At 38.1% G+C, this 25,670-nt stretch carries 21 protein-coding genes; 6 read left to right on the forward strand and 15 right to left on the reverse strand.

The window, feature by feature from the left end; all coding sequences use genetic code 11:
• Positions 1-127: 127 nt before the first annotated feature.
• The 4 genes from BGO84_RS02210 (at position 128) to BGO84_RS02225 (ending at position 5,219) form a co-directional block, all read left to right on the forward strand.
• Positions 128-1,543, forward strand: coding sequence for a DHA2 family efflux MFS transporter permease subunit (locus BGO84_RS02210; protein WP_291027272.1), 1,416 nt, complete (start codon positions 128-130; stop codon positions 1,541-1,543).
• 70 nt (positions 1,544-1,613) lie between these two features.
• Positions 1,614-2,075, forward strand: coding sequence for a hypothetical protein (locus BGO84_RS02215; RefSeq protein ID WP_291027274.1), 462 nt, complete (start codon positions 1,614-1,616; stop codon positions 2,073-2,075).
• A 102-nt stretch (positions 2,076-2,177) separates the two neighbouring features.
• Positions 2,178-3,746, forward strand: coding sequence for an FAD-dependent protein (locus BGO84_RS02220; protein WP_291027276.1), 1,569 nt, complete (start codon positions 2,178-2,180; stop codon positions 3,744-3,746).
• 45 nt (positions 3,747-3,791) lie between these two features.
• Positions 3,792-5,219: an alpha-L-fucosidase gene (locus BGO84_RS02225; protein ID WP_291027278.1), complete on the forward strand. Its 1,428-nt coding sequence runs from the start codon at positions 3,792-3,794 to the stop codon at positions 5,217-5,219.
• Between the two features lie 37 nt (positions 5,220-5,256).
• Here BGO84_RS02225 and BGO84_RS02230 read toward each other — a convergent pair whose 3' ends face one another.
• The 8 genes from BGO84_RS02230 to BGO84_RS02265 form a co-directional block, all read right to left on the reverse strand.
• On the reverse strand, positions 5,257-6,858 hold the full coding sequence (locus BGO84_RS02230; protein ID WP_291027280.1) for an ABC-F family ATP-binding cassette domain-containing protein: 1,602 nt from the start codon (positions 6,856-6,858) through the stop codon (positions 5,257-5,259).
• A gap of 486 nt (positions 6,859-7,344) precedes the next feature.
• Positions 7,345-7,848: a thiol peroxidase gene (gene tpx, locus BGO84_RS02235; RefSeq protein ID WP_291027282.1), complete on the reverse strand. Its 504-nt coding sequence runs from the start codon at positions 7,846-7,848 to the stop codon at positions 7,345-7,347.
• A 33-nt stretch (positions 7,849-7,881) separates the two neighbouring features.
• Positions 7,882-8,517, reverse strand: a complete 636-nt coding sequence (locus BGO84_RS02240) for a nitroreductase family protein (RefSeq protein ID WP_283687193.1) — start codon at positions 8,515-8,517, stop codon at positions 7,882-7,884.
• A 36-nt stretch (positions 8,518-8,553) separates the two neighbouring features.
• Positions 8,554-9,000 (reverse strand): MarR family transcriptional regulator, encoded by a 447-nt coding sequence (locus BGO84_RS02245; RefSeq protein WP_291027284.1) that lies wholly within the window; start codon positions 8,998-9,000, stop codon positions 8,554-8,556.
• 129 nt (positions 9,001-9,129) lie between these two features.
• Entirely contained in the window at positions 9,130-9,462 is a 333-nt protein-coding gene (locus tag BGO84_RS02250) for a DUF4230 domain-containing protein (protein ID WP_291027286.1), read from the reverse strand.
• Positions 9,438-9,731 carry a DUF4230 domain-containing protein gene (locus BGO84_RS02255; protein ID WP_291027287.1) on the reverse strand — a complete coding sequence of 98 codons (294 nt, stop codon included), beginning with the start codon at positions 9,729-9,731 and terminating at the stop codon, positions 9,438-9,440. The genes BGO84_RS02250 and BGO84_RS02255 overlap by 25 nt, the downstream gene beginning before the upstream one ends.
• A 23-nt stretch (positions 9,732-9,754) precedes the next feature.
• Entirely contained in the window at positions 9,755-10,105 is a 351-nt protein-coding gene (locus tag BGO84_RS02260) for a hypothetical protein (protein ID WP_291027289.1), read from the reverse strand.
• Between the two features lie 5 nt (positions 10,106-10,110).
• On the reverse strand, positions 10,111-10,683 hold the full coding sequence (locus tag BGO84_RS02265) for a hypothetical protein (protein ID WP_135105173.1): 573 nt from the start codon (positions 10,681-10,683) through the stop codon (positions 10,111-10,113).
• Positions 10,684-11,390: 707 nt separating this feature from the next.
• Between BGO84_RS02265 and BGO84_RS02270 the strand changes: the two genes are divergently transcribed.
• On the forward strand, positions 11,391-13,805 hold the full coding sequence (locus BGO84_RS02270) for a TonB-dependent receptor (RefSeq protein WP_291027291.1): 2,415 nt from the start codon (positions 11,391-11,393) through the stop codon (positions 13,803-13,805).
• 358 nt (positions 13,806-14,163) lie between these two features.
• Here the strand turns inward: BGO84_RS02270 and BGO84_RS02275 are convergent, their stop codons facing one another.
• From BGO84_RS02275 to BGO84_RS02290, 4 genes are all read right to left on the reverse strand, one after another.
• On the reverse strand, positions 14,164-14,943 hold the full coding sequence (locus BGO84_RS02275) for a phosphatase PAP2 family protein (protein WP_291027293.1): 780 nt from the start codon (positions 14,941-14,943) through the stop codon (positions 14,164-14,166).
• A 19-nt stretch (positions 14,944-14,962) separates the two neighbouring features.
• Positions 14,963-17,236 (reverse strand): hypothetical protein, encoded by a 2,274-nt coding sequence (locus BGO84_RS02280; protein ID WP_291027294.1) that lies wholly within the window; start codon positions 17,234-17,236, stop codon positions 14,963-14,965.
• A gap of 33 nt (positions 17,237-17,269) precedes the next feature.
• Positions 17,270-18,055 carry a histidine phosphatase family protein gene (locus BGO84_RS02285; protein WP_291027296.1) on the reverse strand — a complete coding sequence of 262 codons (786 nt, stop codon included), beginning with the start codon at positions 18,053-18,055 and terminating at the stop codon, positions 17,270-17,272.
• Positions 18,056-18,123: 68 nt separating this feature from the next.
• Positions 18,124-20,457, reverse strand: coding sequence for a glycoside hydrolase family 3 N-terminal domain-containing protein (locus BGO84_RS02290; protein WP_291027298.1), 2,334 nt, complete (start codon positions 20,455-20,457; stop codon positions 18,124-18,126).
• A 218-nt stretch (positions 20,458-20,675) separates the two neighbouring features.
• On the opposite strand from BGO84_RS02290, the gene BGO84_RS02295 reads away from it, so the two are divergent.
• Entirely contained in the window at positions 20,676-21,419 is a 744-nt protein-coding gene (locus BGO84_RS02295) for an NUDIX hydrolase (RefSeq protein ID WP_135105180.1), read from the forward strand.
• 35 nt (positions 21,420-21,454) lie between these two features.
• Here BGO84_RS02295 and BGO84_RS02300 read toward each other — a convergent pair whose 3' ends face one another.
• Genes BGO84_RS02300 through BGO84_RS02310 form a run of 3 tightly spaced genes read right to left on the reverse strand, consistent with a single transcriptional unit; the run spans position 21,455 to position 25,649 of the window.
• Complete coding sequence (locus BGO84_RS02300; protein WP_291027300.1) at positions 21,455-22,753, reverse strand: ATP-binding protein; 1,299 nt, start codon at positions 22,751-22,753, stop codon at positions 21,455-21,457.
• Between the two features lie 5 nt (positions 22,754-22,758).
• Positions 22,759-24,126, reverse strand: a complete 1,368-nt coding sequence (locus BGO84_RS02305) for a sigma-54 dependent transcriptional regulator (RefSeq protein ID WP_291027302.1) — start codon at positions 24,124-24,126, stop codon at positions 22,759-22,761.
• A gap of 41 nt (positions 24,127-24,167) precedes the next feature.
• The gene (locus BGO84_RS02310) at positions 24,168-25,649 is read right to left on the reverse strand and encodes a TolC family protein (RefSeq protein ID WP_291027304.1); all 1,482 of its coding nucleotides are present in this window, start codon (positions 25,647-25,649) and stop codon (positions 24,168-24,170) included.
• Positions 25,650-25,670 lie beyond the last annotated feature (21 nt).

A 25,670-nucleotide genomic window follows, 5' to 3' on the forward strand; every position in this document is an offset into this window, starting at 1 on the left:
TCGCTTTTTAGTTATTGATTATTAGTGTCTTGTGTGTTTAGTGTTCTACTCTTTTTATTTACTCCTTAGCTGATAGTTACTAAAAAAACTAACTTTGCATTCGTTTTTACAGAGTAACTCTTCGCCGATGAAAATCGATAAGACCTATACCGTATCATTAGTTGTTGCCATTGCTTTTTTTATGCAAGGGCTTGATACCACTGCCGTAAATACAGCCATTCCCGCTATGGCTCGGTCTTTCAATACAGATGTTGTGCATCTGAGTGCGGGTATTACTTCCTATCTGATTGCATTAGCTATCTTTATTCCAGTAAGTGGTTGGATTGCCGATAGGTATGGCACACGTAGAGTTTTTTGTACATCCATCGTGTTGTTTATCACTGCATCAGCTTTATGTGGTATGTCTCAGACATTGACACAGTTTGTTATATTCAGAATATTTCAAGGTATGGCAGGTGCAATGATGACTCCCGTGGGAAGGCTTGCTGTATTAAAGTCGGTAACGAAAGACAAATTGGTGACGGCAATGGCATACATTGTATGGCCTGCGCTTGTCGCGCCTATTTTAGGGCCGGTAGTAGGAGGGTATCTTACGACTTATTGGACCTGGCATTGGATTTTTTACCTGAATATCCCTATTAGTATAATTTGTGTGATTCTCGCCTGGCGTTTTATTCCTGAAGAAGAGAAGAACAACTTACCTAAAAAGCGGTTTGATTTAGTCGGATTTGTGCTCAGTGGTTCAGCCTTAGTCGGGTTTATGTATGGGGTGGAACTACTTAGCCGCAGGGAGGTACCGTACTATGTATCTGTATTACTTATACTGGTTAGTATTTGTTTGCTTCTGTTTAATGTTCGCTATTCGAAACATATATCAAATCCTCTGATAGACTATTCTGTTATACGAATCCCTACCTATAAGGTAACTATATTTACAGGTTCTATTTCCCGTATGGTGATAGGGGTGGCACCATATCTTATACCATTGATGTTTCAGGAAGGATTTGGGCTAAATCCATTTGAATCAGGATCATTGTTTCTGGCTACCATGGCAGGCAATTTGGCAATGAAACCCGCGACTATATGGGTGATGCGTCATTATAATTTCCGAACAGTGCTAGTTGTGAATGGTTTTCTAGTCGCTTTATTTTCTTTTTTCACAGCATTGCTTTTACCAACTACTCCTGTCGTATTGATTGTTGTTGTAATGTTCCTCTCGGGTATGTTTCGTTCCATGCAGTTTAGTGCTATTACAACTTTGGCCTTTGCCGAAATACCACAGCAGCAGATGACTGCGGCTAACACATTATACAGTACCGTGCAACAAATGTCTACAGGAATGGGGATCGCAATGGGGGCAGTATTCCTGAGATTCTCTAATATGATAAACGGATATTCTGAACATTATACTGTTGCAGATTTTCGTTTGGCTTTCATCTTTGTGGCAATACTCGGTATTGTTTCTCTATACGGTTTCACAAAGTTAACTCCCGATGCCGGAGATGCTGTTCGTGTGAAAAAAAGAGACCGGAATGTAGGATAAAAATATTTTCATGCAGCTTTTACCTTTCTCTATTCATCTATAATAATATAGATACTAATCTGTTATAACTATGAAAAAGTTTATTTTGTTTTTATTCTTATCTTTTCTTTTCGTATCGTGTTCTGATAATAAAGCTGATGATAATATTGTTTACTGTACAGACGAGATGCGTATGATTGGTGTCGGAGTTAAGCATAAAGATGGGAGCCCTTATGTGCTGGATAGTGTAAAGTCTTTTATCGCAACAAAGGAAGGATTGAAGAACGTCAGTGTCTTCAAGGATTTTAATGATACATTTTTTCAGTATTGTCAGAAGCAGGGAACCTATCTTTTTGTAGGCGACGGATTCGATAGGCATTTTCCTGACTTTGTGAAGCCAACGAAGTGGAATGAAACCAAATTTATTGGGGAGGTTGACTTTGTCGGATATAAAAAAGATAAGGAGCTGTTTAGAAAGACTATTAAGGTTTATACAGATGCTTGTCATGTATTCTGTGATGAAAAAGATTTAGCGATAATTTATTTAGAATAAATATTGTGAATGTAACTGATGGCACAAAAGCATAAGTAGTGATACTTGTGCTTTTCTTTATGCTCTAAATATTTTATCTTTGTGCTTCAATTACAATAAATCATGCAAAAAGATATAGACTTACGCATTACGCCAGAGCAGGCGTCAGATATCGAGAAAGTCAGACGCATCTATTCATCCCAGACAAGTATTCCATTAAGAGATATAAATTCGGTTCGTATTCTTCGCCGTTCTATTGATGCCCGCCAACGAAATATTTTCGTGAACCTCAAAGTAAGAGGCTACATTAATGAAGAACAAAATGATCCGGATTTCCAGACTACTTATTACCCCAATGTAAAGCATTGCCCGCAGGCTATTGTCGTAGGAGCAGGGCCGGCAGGGCTGTTTGCGGCATTACGCCTTATAGAGCTGGGTATTCGCCCCATAGTAGTAGAGCGAGGTAAAAATGTTCGTGATCGTAAACGTGATACAGCACTGATGAATCGTGAGCATGTCGTGAATCCAGAGTCCAACTATTGTTTTGGTGAGGGGGGAGCAGGGGCTTATTCGGATGGAAAACTTTATACTCGAAGTAAGAAGCGTGGTAATGTAGAAAAAATTCTGAATGTTTTTTGCCAGCATGGTGCTGACGCATCTGTGCTTGTTGATGCACATCCGCATATCGGTACAGATAAACTACCGGGTATAATAGAAAAAATGCGTGTGCAAATCATATTGTCAGGCGGAGAAGTTCACTTCCAAACACGCATGGATAAGCTGATTATAGAAGACGGTAGAGTAAAAGGAATAGAAACTAATATAGGAAAAGTTTTTCATGGTCAGGTTATTTTAGCAACAGGACATTCAGCCCGAGATGTTTATTATATGCTGTACGACCAGAAAATAAAAATAGAAGCCAAGGGATTGGCTGTTGGATTTAGAGTAGAACATCCCTCTCATCTGATCGATCAAATACAATATCATTGTGAAGAAGGACGAGGAGAATATTTGCCTGCTGCAGAATATAGCTTTGTAGTTCAGGCAGGAGGGCGAGGTGTATACTCATTTTGTATGTGTCCGGGAGGAACAATCGTACCATCGGCAAGTGGACCTAAACAGGTTGTAGTGAATGGTATGTCTCCATCTAACCGTGGCTCTCGTTGGTCTAACTCAGGTGTAGTGGTTGAGATCCATCCTGAAGATTTTCCTGAATATGAAAAATATAATGAATTGGCTTTGCTCAAGTTTGTAGAAGATCTGGAAGAATCGGCATGGGTACACGGAGGAAAGACTCAGGTGGCTCCTGCACAACGATTGTATGATTTTGTAAACGGAAAGAAGAGCTCTACTTTGCCTGAAACATCATATGCTCCCGGAGTTGTATCTTCTTCGATGCACGAATGGATGCCGAGATTTGTTGCATCGCGCTTGCAAGAAGCCTTCAAAAAGGTGGGGCAGAGCTATAAAGGATATTTGACAAATGATGCAATACTTCTGGCGGTAGAAAGCCGTACATCTTCTCCTGTACGTATTATCCGAGATCGTGAAACGATGCAGCATATAGAAATAGATGGGCTTTACCCATGTGGGGAAGGAGCCGGGTATGCCGGAGGCATTGTCTCTGCTGCAATGGATGGTGAACGATGTGCTGAAGCATTGGCAGAGAAGATGAAAAAGGGAAAAATATAAGATAAGTAACTCAGAAAAAATAGAAATTTTAAATCTCAATATAGCATGAATAGAAAAATCATTACTCTTTTATTGTTGTCGATATTGATAACGTCAAATACATTTGCCCAAACTTTTGCTCATGGCAGGTCGGAGTCGTACACATGGCCTAAGGATGAAAAAGTATTGGATAAACTCGACAAGTGGCAAGACCAGAAGTTTGGAATGCTTATTCACTACGGATTATATTCTCAGTTGGGAATTGTAGAGTCATGGTCGATTTGTGGTGAAGAAGAAGATTGGATTCCTCGTGATTCTACAATTACTTATGATGCCTATAAACGAAATTATTGGAATACGATAAATAGCTTTAAACCTGAAAAACTAGATCCGGCTTCTTGGGCTAAGTATGGAAAAAAGGCAGGGATGAATTATGTTGTTTTCACAACAAAGCACCACGATGGCTTTAACCTGTTCGATACAAAGCAATCTGATTTTTCGGTAACGAAGGGTGCATTTAAGAATGACCCACGTAGTAATATTGCTAAAGAAGTGTTTAATGCATTTCGTAGCGAAGGTTATATGATCGGAGCTTACTATTCAAAACCCGACTGGCATTCTCAATATTATTGGTGGGATAGATACCCGACTCCCAACCGTAATAATAATTACGATATTGAAAAAAATAAGTGGAGATGGAACAAGTTCAAAGAGTTTACCTATAATCAGATAGAGGAACTTATGAACGGCGACTATGGTAATATTGATATATTGTGGCTCGATGGTGGCTGGGTACGTCCTGCACGTAGCGGAGATGCCGAGCGTGCCGGTAAAAATTATAGAGGAGCACAAGATATTGATATGCCTAAAATAGCAGCGATGGCACGTCGTTATCAGCCCGGTATATTGGTGGTAGACCGTACTGTTCCGGGAGAGAATGAAAATTATCAGACACCAGAAAGGGGTATCCCCGAAACACAACTCGATCATCCTTGGGAGAGCTGTATTACCCTTGGTTGGGACTGGGGATATGTTCCTACAGATCAGTATAAATCACCGGCAGCTGTAATACATACCCTCGTGGAGATTGTAGCTAAAGGAGGGAATCTATTATTGGGTATCGGTCCAAAACCTGACGGAACATTGCCGGATCAGGTACTTGAACGATTGGAGAAAATAGGTGATTGGACAATCAAGAATGGAGAAGCGATATATAACACACGCATTACTCCTGTTTATAATGATGGTAAAACGTGGTTCACCCAAAGTAAAGATGGCAAAACGATATATGCTATTGTGTGCTTGGAAGAAGGAAAGCCTCTGCCTACTACTGTTGTATGGAAAGGTAATGAACCCGCAAAAGGAAGTAAAATAAAATTCTTGCAGACAGGGAAAACTGTAAAATGGAAGAAAACAGCACAAGGAATTGAAGTCTCAATTCCGGCAGGACTTCCTAAAGATCAGGCTGCTTTAGCCTTTTCTTTTGTAAAATAAGGATCGAACGAATTATTGAGGATGGGAGCTGAAGGATTTAATGATCCTTCAGCTCTATTTCTTTTGTTATACCTATCTCTCTTACAAAGTATGCATCGTGTGATATCACCAGAAGAGTTCCTTTGTAATCTTTTATTGTATCGGTGACAATATCCAAACTTTGAATGTCTAGATTATTAGTCGGTTCATCCAGAATAAACATATCAGGAGCTTTGTTATCAACTTGCATACAGCAAAATACCAACCTCATTTTTTCACCACCACTCAAAATCTTGCATGGCTTGTTCCATGTATTATATGTAAACAAATATCTATGCAGTAAAATGCGTAATTCATCTTCACTCAAATGATATGAATTGAATTTTTGTAATTGTTCAAAAACCGTAAGTTCATTATCTATAATTGAATAATCCTGATCGATGTATAAGTACTGAAAATTCGATCGGATAATATGCCCTTGCTTAGGTTCTAAATCTCCAAATATAAGTTTAAGCAGGGTTGTTTTCCCCGTTCCATTTTCTCCTTTTATAACTATCCTTTCTCCACTTCTGATTTCGAAATCAAGAGGAATGCTCCATAACATCTGATCACTATAGCCAAAATTGATATTTTGGGCGGTTACCAATATTTTCCCGATATGGAGATTCGCATCGTCAAAATTTAATTTGAGGTCTCTTTTCTCGGGTAGCTGTTGGCGTAACTGTTTCATTTCATCCGCAATATTCTCCATTTTATTGGCATGAGTCTCTTGCAACTTTGCTGCACTCGATTCCGCCCTGTTGCGTATCGTATTCACCATGATACGTGGAATACCTTTATCTCCCAGATCTTTTTTACCTCGTACATCGCGTTTTTGTTTTTTTTCTGCTGTTTCTCTGGCTATATTTCGGGCTTTGCGAAGTTCTTTTTGCTTTTCTTCAAGTTGGGACTGTAATGCTTCCTGCTGTTCAGCTTTCTGTATTTTGTAAAACTCATAGTTCCCACCATAGACTTCAATCTGATTGTGAGTGAGTTCAAACGTCAGATCAATCAAATTGAGTAAAGTGCGATCGTGACTTACTACAATTACAGTAGCACTACTATTTTTTATAAGATCATACAATTGCGCCCGACCAGCTTTATCTAAATGGTTCGACGGTTCATCCAGTAAAATATTGGCTGGAGAATGGATGTAAGTTCCTGCTAAAAATACTTTTGTTTTTTCTCCTCCGCTAAGGTTTCTCATCATCTCTGATAGCTGAATATGAGGTAAACCCCATTTTGACAGGGCGCTATACGCACGTTCTTCTACATTCCAATCATCTGCGAGGAGTGTAAAGTTAGTCATATCTGTATTTCCTTCTAATATCGCATGAAGTGCTCTCAATTTCTCACTGATTTGTAAAGCTTCGGCAACCGTGTAATGATCGTATTGACCAAAATGTTGAGGTACATAATAGGGGCGTTCATCCTGATAGATAACTTTTCCTTCGGATGGTTGAACACTTCCTGAAATGATACCTAAGAGTGTCGACTTTCCAGACCCGTTACTGCCAATCAACGAAACCTTTTGTCCTTTAGGAACAGAAAAATTGATATTATGAAATAAGGGCTCTTTATCAGGATGTATATATGATAATCGTTTTACGATAATACTCATAAATCTATTTTTGTAATAAATAATTAGGTAATTGTGTTTTGTGGCATATGCCATGATAGTTGATGCCTTTGTTCAAAAGTCTGAACAAAATGCAACTGACATAAGAGTATCGATTGATACTTTTTATTCTTTAAAAATAGAGGATTACATGATATCTAAGTTTAGCAGACTGTGGATAGTCTGATATATTTGAATACTGATTTAACCAAAATGTACCGGATAATCCGGATTTGACAAAATGGTTGTTACAACCATCGTATTACTTAGATATTCTCATTGGAGTATTTATTCGTTAATAGTATTGCAAAGGTAACAATCTTTTAGAGAATTCGATAAAGCAATATTGTATAATCGTAAAACAAGATATTTCATATAAAGATTTAATTAACAAATAATGTAAGTATATACTAAAAGCACAAGGCCTCTGCAATATTGCAAAAGCCTTGATTGAAAAATACTTCTTATTGCTTTACAGCTATCTAGTTTTTATTTTTTTAGAACACTTAAGGCTGCCTCATAGTTCGGTTCATTTGTAGTTTCTTCTACTAATTCATTGTATAGCACCTTTCCATCAGCATCAAGTACTACCACCGAACGAGCCAAAAGACCTTTCAATGGGCCGTCAACAGTTAATACTCCATAATCTTTTGCAAATTCAGCATTTCTGAAAACAGAAGCTGGTTCTACATTATCTATACCTTCTGCTGTACAGAAACGTCCGGCAGCAAATGGAAGGTCCGCAGAGATAGCCAATACAACAGTGTTAGGAAGACTTGCAGCTTCTTTGTTAAATTTGCGAACTGATGAAGCACATACTCCTGTGTCGATACTTGGGAAAATATTTAGAATTACATTTTTACCTTTAAGATCTTTCAATGTAACGTCTGATAAATCTTTTTTCACAAGAGTGAAAGCCGGAGCTATTGAACCTACTGTAGGTAATTGTCCACTAGTATTAACCGGAGATCCTTTAAATGTTATTTTTGCCATAATTTTTTTGTTTTTAAGCGTTAGTTAATATTATTATTTTATTTCGATAAGAAAATCTTTTTTAGGATGACGTACTTTTTTTAGATTTACGAGCCAGTCATTATTTTCGTCACGATAACCTAATGGTAGTATTGTAACACTTTTGAGGCCACGTTCGTTCAAATTTAATAATTTATCTAATGCATCATTATCAAAACCCTCCATTGGAGTACTGTCTACTTTAAGCTCTGCAGCCATAGCCATTGCGAATGCAAATGCAATATATGACTGACGGGCTGCATGCTCGAAGTTCAGTTCGGCCGGACGCTGTAAATACGCATTTTTTAGTCTATCTGTGTAATCTTTATACTGGTTGGGGTCCTGCTTCCGGCCGTCTGTAGTGTGTTTGTATATTGTGTCTATGCGTTGTGCTGTATAATTGTCCCATGCGGCAAACACTAATAGGTGCGATGCATCGGCTATTTGTTGTTGGTTGAATGCAATCGGAACAATTTTTTCTTTTAATTCTTGATTTGTGATTTCTATTACCTCAAAAGGTTGTAATCCCGATGAAGTAGGTGCAAGCCAAGCTGCATCAATAATATCGTTGACTAATTTTTGATCTACTTTTTTTGAAGAGTCAAATTTTTTTGTTGCATATCTCCATTCCAAAGATTCTATTAAGCTCATATTGTTTTTTGTTGTTTTATTATAATTAGAAAATATTTATAGCAATTTGGCATTGCATTTACTCGTTATATTCAGTATTTTTTTTAGATGTTCCCGAAGTGTTACCAATTCCTCATCTCCAATCTCCAATGCTTTCTTCATTGCCGGAGGGATAGATTCTGCTTCTTTCTCCAAAGCTTCACCTTTCTCTGTGATAAGAATATCAACTACTCTTTCGTCTTCGGAAGAACGCTTGCGGATAAGGAATCCATTTGCTTCCATCCTTTTCAAGAGTGGGGTAAGAGTTCCGCTATCGAGCCAAAGTAATTCGCCTAGTTGCTTTACTGTTACCGTTTTATGTTCCCATAAAACCATGATGACGAGGTACTGTGGATAGGTGAGTCCTATCTTATCGAGATAAGGACGATATATTGCAGTAACTTGTCTCGATAAAGCATATATCGGAAAGCATAATTGATTATTTAATTTTAAACTATCATTCATTATTTTAGTTTCCCTAAATTTGATTGTGTAAAATTAAATATTATAAAATATAATTGAGTGCTTCTAATGTTAAATAAAATAGATATAGAATTAAAGTATGAGGTATAGAGGTTGTTGATGAAAAGGGGTTTATCCTTTGCCCGATTTAGCTCTGAATGTAATAACCACCTCTTCGAATCCCATCGCTTTTAGGATAGGTTTCAATAGGTTTACTGCATTGTCTCTGCTTTGGCTGAGCATATCCAGTTGTTTGGCCTTTTCGTTGAGCTGTTGTTCTGCAAAGGTGTATGCTTCATCAACTATATCCGTTGATTCCCATAGACCGAATTCCATGTCGTATACTCTCGATTTGGAATGATCAACTTTTACATGGCATATTTCGGGAGAGGGGAGTTGTAGATGTATTGTTTTTTCGGAAACAGTTATGTCTTCGGGTTTTATTTGGTCAGGTCTACACAGCATATAACTTCTCCATATATAATTAGTCCAGTTTTTGCGTTAGGCAGCCATCTTCGGATTTTTTTATACTCCATCATATCCTGAATACTATACTTTGTTACTTCAAGATTGCCTAGACTTTCTATTTCTTGAAGTACCATATTGTGGGATATCTGTACCGTAGCATTCTTTTTTGTATTAATGAGGTACATCACCATTATACCCAGAATGATTCCTGTACCGAGTATAAAGATCTGTGATCTTAATATCTGTGGTTTTATATTGATTGCCATAAGCGTATATTTTATAGGATTTTTCAGAAACCTCTTCCGGCGCCACCGCCTCCGAAGCTTCCGCCTCCTCCGCCACCAAAACCACCTCCGCTGCTCCAGCCACCTCCCGATCGTCCGCTACCCCAACCACCATAGCAGCCACCACCTCCACGGTTTCGTCCTCCCGAAGATGGACCTCCCTTATTGTTTCGGTACGAAATATACAAGATAAAGAGGATGAATAATATGATAAAGACTTGTCCGACAAGAGAACCTTTATCTCCGTTATCTTCATCAGCTTGGGACTCTCCCGATAGATATTTTATTATGGCTCCGATAGCTTCTTTGGTTGCATTATTTAGTGTTACTAATATTTTACTTCGATTATAAAACAAACAGATTATATATTTTGTTTCTTCCTGATTGAAAGTATTGAGTCTCTGGAAAGAAGCAAAACCTTATAATAAGAAGAGTCTGTTTTGTTTGCTATATTTCCATATGCAATTTGTATCTCATGTTCACCTTGTTTCATATATATAGTGTCTTTATTAAGAACATAATAAGGAATCGAAAACAAAGAATTGCGAATAATTATTGTGTCTGTCACCTTATGTCTTTTTGTACTGAAAATATCTTCTCCAAGAGCCCAAAGTTTATATGGCTCCCCTGCTTGACTATTTATTTCCATCTTCACTCTATAACTTGATAAACCAATGTTGTCTCTAAAACGGGCATTCAGGTAGAGTGTTTTGCCTATAATTAATGTGTCAATATGCGATGGACCTCTTTTAGTAGAATCATTCAAAACTATGACTTCTCCATCCTGAAGATGTAATGTATCATTGGCGTTGAATCTGACGTCTGAAACTGTCGGTTTTCCAGCTCCTTCATAGTTATCAACTTTAGCACATGAAGAAAACCATACGGCAGGAACTACAAGTACAATTATCAATGTTATACACAAATTTCTCATTCGTTCTATTATTAAGTTTTCAGATACAAATGTACATGATAAATATTAAATTATTCTATTTATAGATATCTCTCTGATCTTTTATTGGTAGAATATCAATATAATGCAGATCTTTTTACCAAATAAAAGTTAACTCTCTTATTTAAAAATAAAAGGACGAGTAATAGTTTGATTTATAATACTACTTTTGCTCGTCACAAGGAATCGAGTTAGATGATATCCCATCGGAAAATAGCAATTGTGTTTGTAAGTATTTTCGTCAGTATGATACTGATGAAGCCTTTTCACTTTATATTTACAGACCACAGCCACTATTGTGCAGAGTCCTCATGCTCATCGCAACAGGAATTATCCGACCAACATCATGATTGTAGTATCTGCCTTTTTTCTTTTTTCAATTTTACTCTTCAGAAGTTTGGAAATATCAGGCAGCTAATTACTGTTTATGTAACAACGCTTATTGTTTCAGATCGGGTTATATTTTTACCCCAACTCATCTCCGATATATCCACACGTGGACCTCCTGTCTATATTTCTTCATATACAAACTGATTCTTTATTTGAATGTTCTTTGCAAAAGAACATTATTCTCGTATTTGGTAAAGCCTGATACGAAGATCAATTTTATATTATATATTTATTAACTCTATATAACTGTTTATCTGTATTGTGTATACAAGATAAATAGTTCCTATTCGTATATAATTATGAGAACAATATATACATTCATTCTTTTCCTTTTTACTGTTACTTCTATATTCGCAAATGTCCCTATAGATAGTAGGACATTAGCAGGAAAGGTAACTGACGGTATCGATGGCGCTCCACTTATTGGAGTTAGCATCTACCTTCCCGAACTGAAAAAGGGAGCAATCAGTGATGAAAACGGAAATTATAGTATAGCTAATCTGCCGGCTATAAAAACAACTATACAGGTCAATTATGTCGGACATCAAACAATTGTTGAAACTGTTGACCTTAAAAATACTTCTACTCTTGATTTTGTAATGAAAGAATCGAATGCGGAGATTAACGAAGTGGTCATCACAGCTCTTACGGGTAACTCGCTAATAAAACGCACACCCTCACCGATATCGTATATCTCTAAAAAAGAGCTTATGCAACAATCCTCTTCGAATATTATAGATGCTATAGCGAAACAGCCCGGCATAGCTCAGATAACCACAGGAAATGGGATATCAAAGCCCGTTGTAAGAGGACTAGGGTACAACCGGGTTGTGGTTGTCAATGACGGTATTCGTCAAGAGGGGCAACAGTGGGGAGACGAACATGGTATAGAGATAGATGCACAAAGCGTGAACTCTGTTGAAATACTGAAAGGTCCTGCCAGTTTGATTTACGGTTCTGATGCTTTGGCGGGAGTTATTAATTTCTTACCCGAACCTATCCTGCCCGAGGGAACAATAAAAGCCAATCTGATGAGTGAGTATCAGACTAATAATGGACTGTTCAACTATTCGGTAAATGCAGCGGGCAATAATAGCGGGTTCGTATGGAACTGGCGTTATAGTGATAAAATGGCTCATTCATATAAAAATAAGTACGACGGCTATGTTTATAATTCAGGATTTAGAGAACGGGCTGTGTCCGGGCTACTTGGTATTAACCGAAGCTGGGGCTATTCGCATCTTAGCCTGGATTATTATCACTTGACCCCCGGAATAGTAGAAGGTGAGCGAGACGAAGCAACCGGAAGATTCCTGAAACCAGCTATTATAAACGGAGAAGAAACTGAAGTTGTGGCATCTGATAGTGATAGCAAATCATACGGAAAGCAGATGCCTTATCAGCAGATATATCACTACAAAGCAGTACTGAATAATAGTATTATAGTCGGAGAGGGGAATCTGAAAACAATTATTGGTTATCAACAAAACAGGAGGCAGGAGTTTGAAGAAATAGCAGAACCTGATACTTACGGGTTGTATTTCCAACTTCATACCGTAAACTATGACATTCGCTATACGCTGCCTGATATTGCGGGTTATAAATTTGTAGCAGGCATAAACGGTATGTATCAACGATCGTTAAACAAAGGATCGGAGTTTCTGATACCTGAGTATAATCTGTTTGATATAGGAGCTTTTGCACTGGTAAGTAAAAATATAGGAGCTCTTGATATTAGTGGCGGATTACGTATCGATCGCCGTTATAATAAGGCTAAAGCATTGTTTTTGAATGAACAAGAGGAGGTTGTTACTCCATCAACCCCCGATGCTGAAGAAAAGTTTCATGCCTTTTCCCGAAACTTTACCGGTGTTAGTGCCAGTTTAGGATTGACTTATCAGTTTTCGGACGAATGGAATACAAAGTTGAATGTGTCACATGGATTTCGTGCTCCAAATATGAGCGAGCTTGCATCTAATGGTGTTCACGAAGGTACAATTCGTTATGAAAAAGGAAACAGTGACCTAAAGGCAGAAAATAGCTGGCAGGCTGACTGGGGACTAGGTTACTCCTCTCCGCTTATTTCGGGCGAGTTGTCTTTGTTTGCCAATAGGATAAATAACTATATCTTTTCTCATAAACTGTTGGACACTAATGGAGAAGACTTGCTTACCGATGGATATAAAACATATCAGTTTGTTTCGGGTGATGCTCGTATTATGGGTGGTGAAATCAGCGTTGATATACATCCTGTGGAGCAGTTGCATTTTCAGAACTCATTTTCGTATGTAAGTTCTGTACAGCTAAACCAGCCTGATTCTACAAAGTATCTTCCGTTTACGCCAGCTCCGAAGCTTATATCTGATATCCGTTACGATCTGATACGCCACGGCAAAAAGTTATTGAACAATACCTATATCTCTTTTGGGGTAGAAAGCAACTTGAAGCAGAGCAAAGTTTATTCAGCTTTTAGAACCGAGACGCCGACACCTGCCTATACACTTTTCAACGCTTCAATAGGTACCGACTTTGTCCACAAGGGGAAAACGATAGCTTCACTCTTCTTCGCTGTGAATAATCTGACAGATAAAGCTTATCAAAACCATTTGAGCAGATTAAAGTATGCCGACGAAAATTCTGTGACAGGAAGGCAAGGGGTGTATAACATGGGGCGAAATTTCAGCTTGAAACTTCTGATTCCTTTGTCTTTCTGAACAGATAGGCTATAACTCCAATTTATAAAGAAGGCAGCACGAGTGATAGTGATTATCATCGGGCTGCTTTTATTATACACTTCACATAATTCTGATCTATATACCTTTTAATGAAAAAGGTGACAAAAGTAACAGTTATTTCACTTTTTTTATTTGTAACTTTTCTGTTCCTTTTTTCATCTATCGGTTTGTATATAGATAAATAATAAAATTAATTATAGTTGATTGTTATCTAGTGAGTCAACAAAAAGAGAGACTACTAAAACAGTAGTCTCTCTCCGTAATAAATATTAAATTTTATTTAGTTACACATTTGTATTATTGTCTTTTTACCGAACGTGTACCCAATTCTTCGAACTTACTTCTTATCGCTAGGCTTTACCTTACCTGCTTTTTGAAGAGTTGCAAATTCATCTTTCGCTTTTTTAAGTTGTCCCATAAATGAATCATTCGCATGTAAGCGTGCTACAACTGCACTCGATACTAATCTGGCAGCATCAACATCACTCTGGAAATGGTATCCACAGATAACTCTGCTTTGTCCCATTTCATATCCACGTTTCAAAATTTCATTTTGTCTATCAACATTTATCTCAGCCAAAACAAGTGCCGTTGCCCAACCGATTGCTGTATGACCTGATGGATATGAGCCATTGGTTGACAGTGCGTGTTGATGTTCGGGTAGGCAAGTTTGTTCATTGTAAAAACTGAAAGGACGAACCCTCATATAATGCACCTTAGCATGACGGGTAGCCAAGTCTCCGGCATCCTCACGCATATTGATAATTAGTTTGTATATTTCAGGGGTCTGTTCTTGGGTGATTTCAATTCCAAAAGCCTCAGAAAAAGCCAATGGTACACCATTGCCACCTATCTGTGCGTCACTCACAGCCTGTTCTCCTCTAGGGGTATTTCTTTGCAGCTTTCCCCAGTCATGTTGAGCTTTATCGTATAAGAAAAGAATGCTATTCGCTTCGGGTGGAGGTGGTAAGAGCTCCAGACTATTTGCAACCTCCGATTCTTCCAAGTAATATAAATCAGGATTTGTTCTCTTATCTCTTATCTTTTTGTCTTGCGCAAATATATTCAGTGAAATTAAAGAACAAACTAAAATGGCTAATGTAATTCTTGCTTTCATAACTTTATAATTTAAATAGTTAGAACTTATACTTTACTCCAAATTCGGCTGTAAAAGGACGGATGTATGTACCCGACATTACAGTACCTTCTTTACTCTTCACATCTGCATCGGTAACGATCAGGTCTGCATCAGGAATAGAGCCCGAAACACCACGTTGATTCAGCAAGTTTACGAAAGTAGCACTTACATCAAAGTTTTTAGAGATTTTATAATTTACACCTGCAAATGTCTCCCAACGTCCATCAAAGTATAGAGTGTTCGGTTTATTGAAATATTGTTTGCTAAAGTATCTTGCACTAGCCCAAACTCTTAAATCTTTCCAAGTATAACTAGGATCTATCTCTATCAATACCTTTGGAACTCCGGTCACTGTCTTATCTCCAAAATCGTAAGAAGAGACTGTTCCATCGGAGAATTTAAGGTCTCCGTTGAAATTTTTATATTTTGGTTGTTGCAATGTCAATAGAAAATGTAAATTGAAGCTTTTCGCAGGAGTAAATAATACATCCGTAGTCCATCCTAATGTCTGTACATCGTATTGTGTCATCGCTCTTTCAACATCGGAGCTATTATTCGGATTTGAGAAATTCACAGTGGTACGGTAATTATTTCTGTTGATGTATGTTGCCTTTGATACTAAGCTAACAAACTTGTGATTGTAAAATACTCCTATTGCCGCCTCAGGAACTTTTGAAATTTCTAACTGAGGGTCTTTACCCGATGAATATTTGTTCAAGTGGGCTCCATCTTCATTGTAAACAGCTTCTCCTAGCAAACCAAATTTGTCTGTCAACTTGATTACAGCATTTACCATTACAGCCTTTGTCAACCAATCGTGTTTAATATCTGATTTCGGTGCATCACCAATCAAACGTATGTTACCATTTTGATCTTTTCTGTCGCCGCTTTTTATATAATTACCTCTTAAGTTGAAGTATTGCAGGCGAGCACCAAAGTCTAAAGTAACGACATTCGATACATCCCATTTGTCTAAGAAGAACAGTGCGGTTTTGTTTTCGCTGCCATCATAGTACTCATAGTTTGCATTTAACCTCATATCTCCATTTGGATTTGTATTGGTGATTAGTTTTAGTTTCCTAGGATTAGGAGCTACTTCCTGATAATATTGAGATGATTCGGTCAGGAAATTATGAGTCTCAAAATACCACTGATCAATACCAACAGACCATTTGTGGTTGCCCGATTTTCTTCCTACTTCTACTGTACCCATTAATGTATTCATCGGAGTTCTTCTCGAAGCCAGGTTCATTACACTTTGTACATTTTCTCCGGCATAGGCACTTCCGTCATCTACATAGTTCAACTTGCCGGAAAGGTTGGCAACATTCTCAACTCCCGTCATTACAGCAGTATACATACCTGTTTTTGCATAACGATAACGCAGTATGTAGTCAATGTTTAGTCCATTTGAAAGTGTATTTTTACCGATAATATCTAAAGTATGTGAAGCTGTTCCATAATCTTTAACCGGATCTCTTTTTACAGCTTGCCCTGTGTAAGCATCTTTCAACGTAAGTACGCCGCTTTGTTCGATATAAGAGTCTCGACCTAACTTAAAATTATCAAGTTCTGAGACCTTTCCATTTCTATCGAAGCGGAATGGACTATACTTATTGTTAATGTTGTCGATATTAGCATACTTGTAGAATGCAGTTATAGACCCTTTTATATTTTCTCCCTTGTACTCCTGCGTCAAAGCTGCCTTATACAACTGAGCCTTGTCGTTATAATATCTTGTAATACCTTTAGGTTTGAATGTACCCGGGTCGAAACTCCCGTATGCACCGACAGAGAATTTAAGTCCTTTCTGGTTTATGGGCCCGCTAAGATTAATATCTCCACGCATTAATCCGAAGTGGTTTGAATTCAACGAGCCTTTGCCCTGAAATTTATCAGTACCCAGATTGTTGAAAGTACTCAACGATACGCCCACTTCTCCCACACGAACGGCTGTTTGCCCCAAGTCAAGCATTTTTCTTTTTGCAATTGACGCATCATTACGCCATGCTCGTGGTGGTAGTTCGGGCCAATAAAAGAATACAGTTGGTATACCATTCTCTAACACTGTTGTACCTCCTGTACTAGCCGGTAATCCGATATTAACATCGCGCGGCCCGGTATTGTTTGCTGCATTAAGCATCACATTGCGATCGCCTTCTTTGACCTCGCCGGCAGCTTCTTTTTTCGATTTATTTTTTTCCTGAGCATTCATTCCTACACCTGTAAAGGCAAGAAATAGAGCTAAGAAAAGATATTTATTTGTCTTCATTCTGTTTGTTTTAGTGTTTCGATTTTTTTTTTACTAATTGGAGGCAGCTTTGCCCTTTTCTACATAACTCATATCACCTACCGACTCTACAGTGAATTTACCATCTTTGTAGACTACCTTGCTTACAGATGCGTTTCCAAGGTGGGTAGGTTGGATAAATTTACCCGAGCTGTCTAAGTCTGATAGAAGTATCCCGATAAACATTCCATGAACGACAACTAATACATTTCCTCCGCCTAATTTTGCTTCTTTTTCTGCAATTGCTTTAAATGCAGCCTGCCCTCTCTTTTTTACGTCGTAATAGTTCTCTGCCATGCCCAATTCATCCAAATCTTTCAGTGCCTGCATGGCATTGATGTATACTTGGTTATCGGTCTTCATCGCTTCAAAAAACTCTTTCATGTTGCGTAGTCCGATTCTAAGGGCAGCGTCTCCCCACATTTTCTCATCTGGTTTGCCCTCGTAACTACCAAAACAAGCTTCGCGCAATCCTTCATCTTCTTGTAAAAGAAGGCCTTTCTGCCCCTTTTTTTCTAAAACGATACGGGCTGTTTGACGGGCTCTACCCAAGCCGCTGGAATAAGCCGCTTTCAGAGGAACGTCTTTCATTCCGATACCCAAATATTCGGCCACAGCTACTCCGGGTGGAGTCAGAGGGGTGTCTGCCCACCCTTGAGCCTGCACTAAGGTGTTCAGTATCGTTTTACCATGTCTTGTTACATAAAAAGTAACAGTGTTATCTTTACTTGCATCTTGAGCAAACACGTATGGTGTTATGCATAGCAAGATAGCGGCAAAGAGAATTTTCAATTTGCTCATAAAATTTTAAAGGTTAAATAGGTTAATTAATGTGTATATTGAGGTGACTAATAGTTTCTGTGTCTCTATTAATTCTTTATATATTTCTGGTTGCGTGCATCTTTTATTACGCCTTTCCAGTTGAGTCCAAATCCGAAATCATAAGTGTTGCCTTCTGTATCTGTGTGGCATTCCATATCGAAAGGAACATCTTCTTTCTGCTTTTCTACTGTAACCATGTTAGCCGGCATTTGCACAGGAAGTAGACCCGACGGTTCTGCTTTACCCGAAACAATATCCATTACCGCTTTGTCTGATACACCAAAACGAATGACTATACCTTCTACTTTGTTTTCGAATTCGTTAAATATCATCGGTCTGGTAGCATTTACAACAACTACAACAGGCTTGTCACCCATCTGTGTTTTTGTATCCAATATTGTATTCAAATCTTTTGTATTAACTACGGTTGTAGACTTTCCTTTGTATGATCTGTCTGTTATAGAAGAATCTACTACTGGGTCTCCTGCGGCGATACTGTGACTTCTGGCTTCTGTAGCTGTATAAGGCCCATATTGTAGAGAAATAGGAACATATCCATTTCCTCCGGCTTTTCTATCTTCTTTATCATAACCTCCACCATCGCTATTGCTATGCGGAGAGTTTACAAATACAAGAGCAAAATCTGCATTTTGAGGATTGTCTGTTACATTGTAATACTGTTTTACTAAGTCAAGATTTACGGGTATTGCCTCAGTTTCTGGAGTTATATTGCCCCACCAGTCTCTAACAGAAGGATTTATTTTCTTAGGAATATATACCGTTTTCTTGTTATCCTTCACAGGTAATACTGTCGATTTATTTTTTAGTAATACGATAGACTTCAGTTGAGCTTCATAACCCGCATTTATAAATGCTTCGCAACCAACTGTTGCTTCACTTTCTTTAGGATCGAGATACGGATTTTCGAAAAGCCCTACCCGAAATATATTCTTTAATAAACGAACTGCCGATTGTTCGAAGCGTTTGCGCATAAATTCTTCTCCATGCTCTTTTACACCCATGCGATAAGCTTCTAATACAGGTTCTTTATCATTGTTGCCTCCAAACTGATCAACTCCCGCCATGATGGTTAGGTAATGTCTTTCGGAAATAGACAGTTTTTCTGCTCCCCATGGCTTTCCAGCAAAATCTCCCGGAGATTTTCCTTCATCTCCTGTAATCAGCCAGTCGGTGCACACTACGCCATCATATCCATACTTGTCGCGCAGAAGGTCTGTTATGATATACTTACTAAATCCATTAGCATAGTTTGTTCCGTCTTTTGCCTGATTGTACGATATTGTATAGTATGGCATAACGGCTGATGCTTTATTCGTTTTGCCTTCCAACTTGAAAGCCCCTTCGAGAAATGGTGTCAGATGTGTTTCGAAATTATTTCCCGGATATACAGCAAATTTTCCGAATGCCCAATGCCCGTCACGGCCTCCTTCTTCGGGACCTCCACTAGGCCAGTGTTTTACCATTGCATTTACACTGTTGTAGCCCCATCCGTCTTTGATCTCTGCATCTCCTTCCGAAGTTTGGAAGCCATCAATATAAGCGCGAGCCATATCTGTTGCCAATTTCGGACTTTCACCAAATGTCATGTTGATACGGAACCAGCGAGGCTCGGTGCCTAAATCTATTTGAGGTGAAAGCGCAGTTGCTATGCCTAATGCTCTATATTCTTTAGCTGCCACCTCTCCGAACTGTTTCACTATAGAAGGATCAAATGTAGCTGCCATAGCTAACCCATCAGGCCAAATAGATATGCGGTCTCCTCCTGCGTTGAATTCAGGATTCGAAGATCCAACCAATTGTCCCGAATGTCGAGGGTCTGAACTTGTGTTTCCCGGAATACCTAATCCAAGACCTTCTATGTAAGCTTGCATTTGATTGTTCCAGCGAGCTGCTACTTCAGGACTTTGGATACCCATAACTAATACGTGTCGCAAATTATCTTCTTTTAAGAATTTCTTTTGTTGATCGGTCAGATTCCAAGCATTCGCTCCGCTTTCGGTGAAGGACTTTCCATCGTATGTCCCTGCTAAAAACCCACTTTCCTTAGCCGGTAACGATTGGTGTGCACTGTATAGCATCAGACCAGCTATCTGTTCTATAGACATCAGTGAAGCGAGGTTCTCTGCTCTTTCTTGTACAGGCAAACGCCAATCTTCATACTTATCCAGCTTTCCGTTTTTGTTGAGGTCTTTAAACTTTAGATCGTCAACCGTAATGATTTTTACACCTGATGCTGCTGAGTACCCCAGTGTGGGTCCACCTTTATTTTCTACAAGGATGTAATCATCGGTTTTAGTTGGCTGTGTACATTGCAAACTCAATATTCCGAGTAGGAATATTGGAATATACTTCTTTTTCATAATATTGATATTTATATTTAGGTGCGTTATGTAAACGCATGTATATTTTGCAAATATATTTATTGATTTTGAAGAAAAAAATTAATGTGCGTACAAAATACGCATATATGTTTTACAACACAATTTGACATTATTAATCATATTTTTATTCGAAATATATTCTCTAATTTTACAGACTCATTAATTTTGAGAGGATATAGATGCCTATTACTTAGATTATGAAAGATTTAACGACGTTGACATATGAAGATCATACCGCAGAGAACTCGCACCCAGGCTTTTCGGTAGATTGTGTTATAATAGCTTTTCACAAGGGGAAAATAAAAGTTCTGCTGAGAGATTTTGGCATAAACAATTATAAGGCTCTATTAGGAGGTTTTGTTTTTAATGACGAAAGTGCTGATCAAGCGGCACATAGGATACTGGAACTTTATACCGGGTTGAGCAATATTTTCCTAAAGCAATTTGCATTGTTTAGTGACCCTAACAGAACTATTATGAAACAAAATCTAGACTATGTAGCTCAATATAGCTCGGTAAGGAATGATGGAAAATGGCTGTTAAGGCGATTTATAACAATGGGCTACTTTGCTTTGGTGAAGTATGATGAGGTAAATGACTTTGTATCAGAAAAAAAGCAATTACATTGGTATGATATAAATAAATTGCCTGCTATGTATTCAGATCATGAGCTTATTATAAAAAAGGCACAAGAGTCTATCAAACTTTTAATGCCAATAATACCTATAGGATATGAGCTGCTTCCCGAGAAATTTATGATGACTGAATTGAGAAAGATTCATGAAATATTTTTAAATAAAAAGCTTGACAGGCGAAACTTTCAACGAAAAATACTTCAGGAAGGATTTGTTATTCAACTGGACGAACGAAAAAAAGGGAAAGAGTATAATGCCCCTATTTTATATAGTTTTATTTCTCCTGATATTAAAGATACGATGTGATAGTATCTTTCAGATATGAATATAAAAGCTTGCTGTTAGAAAAAGATCTCGAATTTTGTCCAACCATTTTCAGACTTCAAGTCAAATTTGCAATTATGATTAAGCAAGACTTCACGAACAAACATTAATCCGATTCCCTGACCTGTCTGTTTGGTAGTAAAGAAAGGAGTAAATAGTTTTTGTTTTGTTTCTTCCGGTATATCAGGTCCATTGTCTTCAATGGTGATGGAAAGAGGCTGAGAGGTAGTAATGATATTTATATCTCCATTTTTGTCTATTGCTTCGTAGGCATTTTTTACAATATTGACCAGTACTTGTTCAAATTGTATACTGTCGATGCATGCTAAATCTTTCCCGGTAGTCAGACTCAATTTAAGATTTATATTCCTTTTTAAGCATTCTGCTCGGGAGAGAGATTCGACAGACCGTGCCAACTCATTGATGCTTACATCGGATACCGACGGTTCGGGGATTTTTACAACTTCGGCAAAGTTACTGATAAAATGCCCCAAATGCTTACATCTGTCGAAAGATGCGTCTACAGCAGGCAATACATCGATCAATTCGCTGTTTTCATTCTGTTGTAATATATCCGAGATAACATTAAGAGTAGAACTTACTGCCCCCACCGAATTGTTTACTTCATGTGCCATCATACGGATAATGCCTTCGTATGATTTTTTCTCTATTTTTAGTAGTTCATGTGTCAACTCTTCGATGAGGATAAAAGGGTGTGCAAAGCCCCTATCTATAAACGAAGAGCGGGAGCAACGATACATTGTTATACCCGAACTACGTATCACTACATCTTCTCCTTGCTTTAGTTTGCTTAGTTGATCTCCTATATTTATTCCCGATTCACCGAGCTTTTTGTTTTTTACGTCATTGATATTGTTTATACTCAACAGGCGTAGTCCGGATGGGTTAACCTCTGTGATTTTATCGTCAAAATCTAAAATGATTACTCCCTGTGGGGATGCTTGTATAAGCAAATCAAGAAAATGATTTTTCTCTCTCACTTGCAGCCTTTCGTCTTTCAACTGATCCATCATCTTATTGAAAATCTCAATCAGCTTGTTGGCTTCGCTATCGGAAACGGGACGCAGACGCGTAGAAAAATCCTGCTCTTTTAGCAGTTCCATTCCATCGCTAATAATCTGGTATGGTTTTATAAGTCGGTAGTAAAGTGTGATAAAAAATATAATAGCAAGGATAGCTATTCCTTCTATAAGTAGAAACTTATATAAGTCTGTTCTAAAAAAAACAAACCCTACAGTTAACAAAGAACCAAAGACGAGAACTGCTAATATCCAGAATAAGATTTTTGATTTCATAGTCCCTAATCATTTGTGCTTATTCCATATTTCTCCAGCCTTCTGTATAATGCTTGTCTGCTTACGCCTAGTGCTGTTGCCACCTTCGAGAGATTACCACCATATAGTTCCATTGCTTTTTCTATCATCTTTTTCTCCAATTCGTCTAAAGGATAGATAGAGTCGGGGAGTGTAGACGATGAATTGGGGATTGCGGTATATTGATCTTTAAAATCGCTATCGGTAAGTATGTTTTTACCTGAGACGAGAATAACTCTGTCTATCAGATTTTTCAATTCTCTTATATTTCCGGGATATGGTAATCTTTTCAAGAAGCTAATCGCTTCAGATGTAAATTCAATATTTTCTAATCCGTTTATTTCGACTTGTTTTTTTGCGAAATGTTTTACGAGTAGTGGAATGTCATCTATCCGCTCACGCAAAGCCGGAACTCTTATTGTGATAAGGTTGATCCGATAGAACAGGTCTTCTCTGAATGTGCCTTTAGATACCATGTCGGCAAGATTGCGATTGGTTGCACTAATGACACGTACATCAACTTGCTTTTGCTTGCTGTCACCTAACGATTCAAACGTTTTATCCTGCAACACTCTTAATAATTTCACCTGACACGCCGCATCTAATTCTCCTATTTCATCGAGGAAGATGCTTCCTTTATTTGCTAATTCGAAGCGACCAATTCTGTCATAATGAGCATCGGTAAATGCTCCTTTTTTATGACCAAACATTTCACTTTCGAAAAGAGATTGTGAAATACCTCCTAGGTTTACCTTCACAAATGGATTCTTTTTTCTGTCACTGTTCTCGTGTATAGCTTCTGCTATAAGCTCTTTTCCTGTACCACTTTCGCCTGTAATAAGGATAGAGGCATTGGTTTTGGCTACCCGCGAAATTGTATTGAATACATTTTGTAAGAGGGGAGACTTGCCTATGATCTTATCATTTCGGAAAGTCTCGTCGCTACTGATATGTGAATTGTTTCCGGCTGCCTCTTTTTCACTTCCCTCCTTCAACTGTATAGCTGTCTGAATGGTGTTCAGTAACGCCATATTGTTCCAAGGCTTGGTGACAAAATCAAAAGCTCCGGCTTGTATTCCCCTTACTGCAAGGTTGATCGATCCCCACGCCGTAATAAGTATAACAGGTAAGTCAGGGCAATAAATTTTTACTTGCTTCAGTAAAGTAAGTCCTTCTTCTCCGCTTGTCCCTTTGGTATAATTCATATCCATCAGGATCAGGTCGGGAGATGTGGCTTTTACAAAAGCAATTGCCTCTTGAGGAGATGTTACATTCGCTGTTTCATATCCGGCCCTTTTTAATACTAAAGAAAGGGATGAACGTATAGCAGCATCGTCGTCACAGATCAGTATCATAAAAATCTTCGTTCTAGTGGATAAAAATAATGATTTTGAAGTTAATCAACAATCTTATTGTAATCAGCGCATATTTCTTTATTGCCTAAAAAATCGTACAGGGTCAGACTTCTTATCTGATAATAATATGACCATAGTAGATACATCTGTTCGATATAATTACGTCTGGCTTCATCTTTCGAAGATTGGGAATCGTTCAGGTTTAATACATCAATTTTACCTAATACAAACGCTTCGATAGAGGTATTGTAACGTTGCTGGGCAATTATATCTGTTTCTTTCGCCAACTCCAATTGCTTCGACTGACTATTAAAGTTCTGTACACGAAGATATACATTTTGATTGAAATCTATCTGCTCTTTTTCTATCTTAGAGTTTTCTACTTCACGATTAGCTTCAGCTATTTTTACTTTTCCTTTGCTTTTGCCCCAATCCAAGATCGGTATTTTGATACCAACATTAACGACTTGGTTGTTTCTCCAGTTGTTGCTGTTGAAGGCTTGCGCAAAACGATCTTCCTGTCCCGACATTCCAAATGAAACAAATAATGTCGCATTCCAACGGTCTGCTTTTGCCTGGCTTACATCGCGAGACGCTTCCAGCATTCTTTTCTGGATATTCTGGGTAAAGGGGTTGTTTTCTCGTGCCAATGTTACCACCTGCGGATAAGACAAAACCGGCATTCTACTTAGAAGACCTTCCGGTATAGCGGGCTTAATGATAATGTCTTCTCCATACCCAAGGAAGGAACGCAACTGAAACATTCTTGAACTTAAAGAGGCTTGTGCATCTGTGAGGTATGATTCGGCTTTTAGTAATGAAACTTTCAGTTGCAATAAATCATTTTCTGAAATTTGTCCTATTTTTCTTCTTGCTTCGGCTATTGTATATAGCTTCTCTGTGTTTTTTAAATTCTGCTGCGCTATTTCCATATTTATTTGTCCCAATAGCAAATTGAAGTAGTACTGGATTGCGGTATTAGATACATCTTCCATATCGGCTACCAATTGCTGTTTTGCTCCCTGATACTTTACCGGCTCTATTTTTTGTAACCATTTCACACGGTTGAATCCAAAAATAGGTTGTTGGAGTGTTATCGATCCCGGAATTGCCATGTATCTTGTAGAACCGTTGCCTCCGTATTGCTCTAATCTTTGAAAACTGCTTTCTACGGAGAGTGTAGCGCCTGTTAATGGGATATTTTGGGATATGGATATTCCTGCGTCTATTTTACTATAGTCGTTGCTTACAAATGTGTATGTTCCGTCCGAATTCTGAAATGCATTGTATGATTTAGAATAGTAGGGCAGGGTTGTATTTAAAGTTACTTCGGGCAACAGTTCGGCTTTATATGTTCTATATCCCCAATAACTTGATTTAAATTGGTTGCGGGCTACAACAGCATCTACCGAGATAGAGACACTTCGTTGAATAGCCTCAGGCAGATTTACTGTAATCGTATCTTGTGCTCGCAAACCTATAAATAAAGCCAGCAATAGAATAGAAGAAAAAATCTTTTTCATACTCTTTGTTTTGTTTCTGTT

This window comes from Dysgonomonas sp. 37-18, from assembly GCF_001899125.1.
GTDB lineage: Bacteria > Bacteroidota > Bacteroidia > Bacteroidales > Dysgonomonadaceae > Dysgonomonas.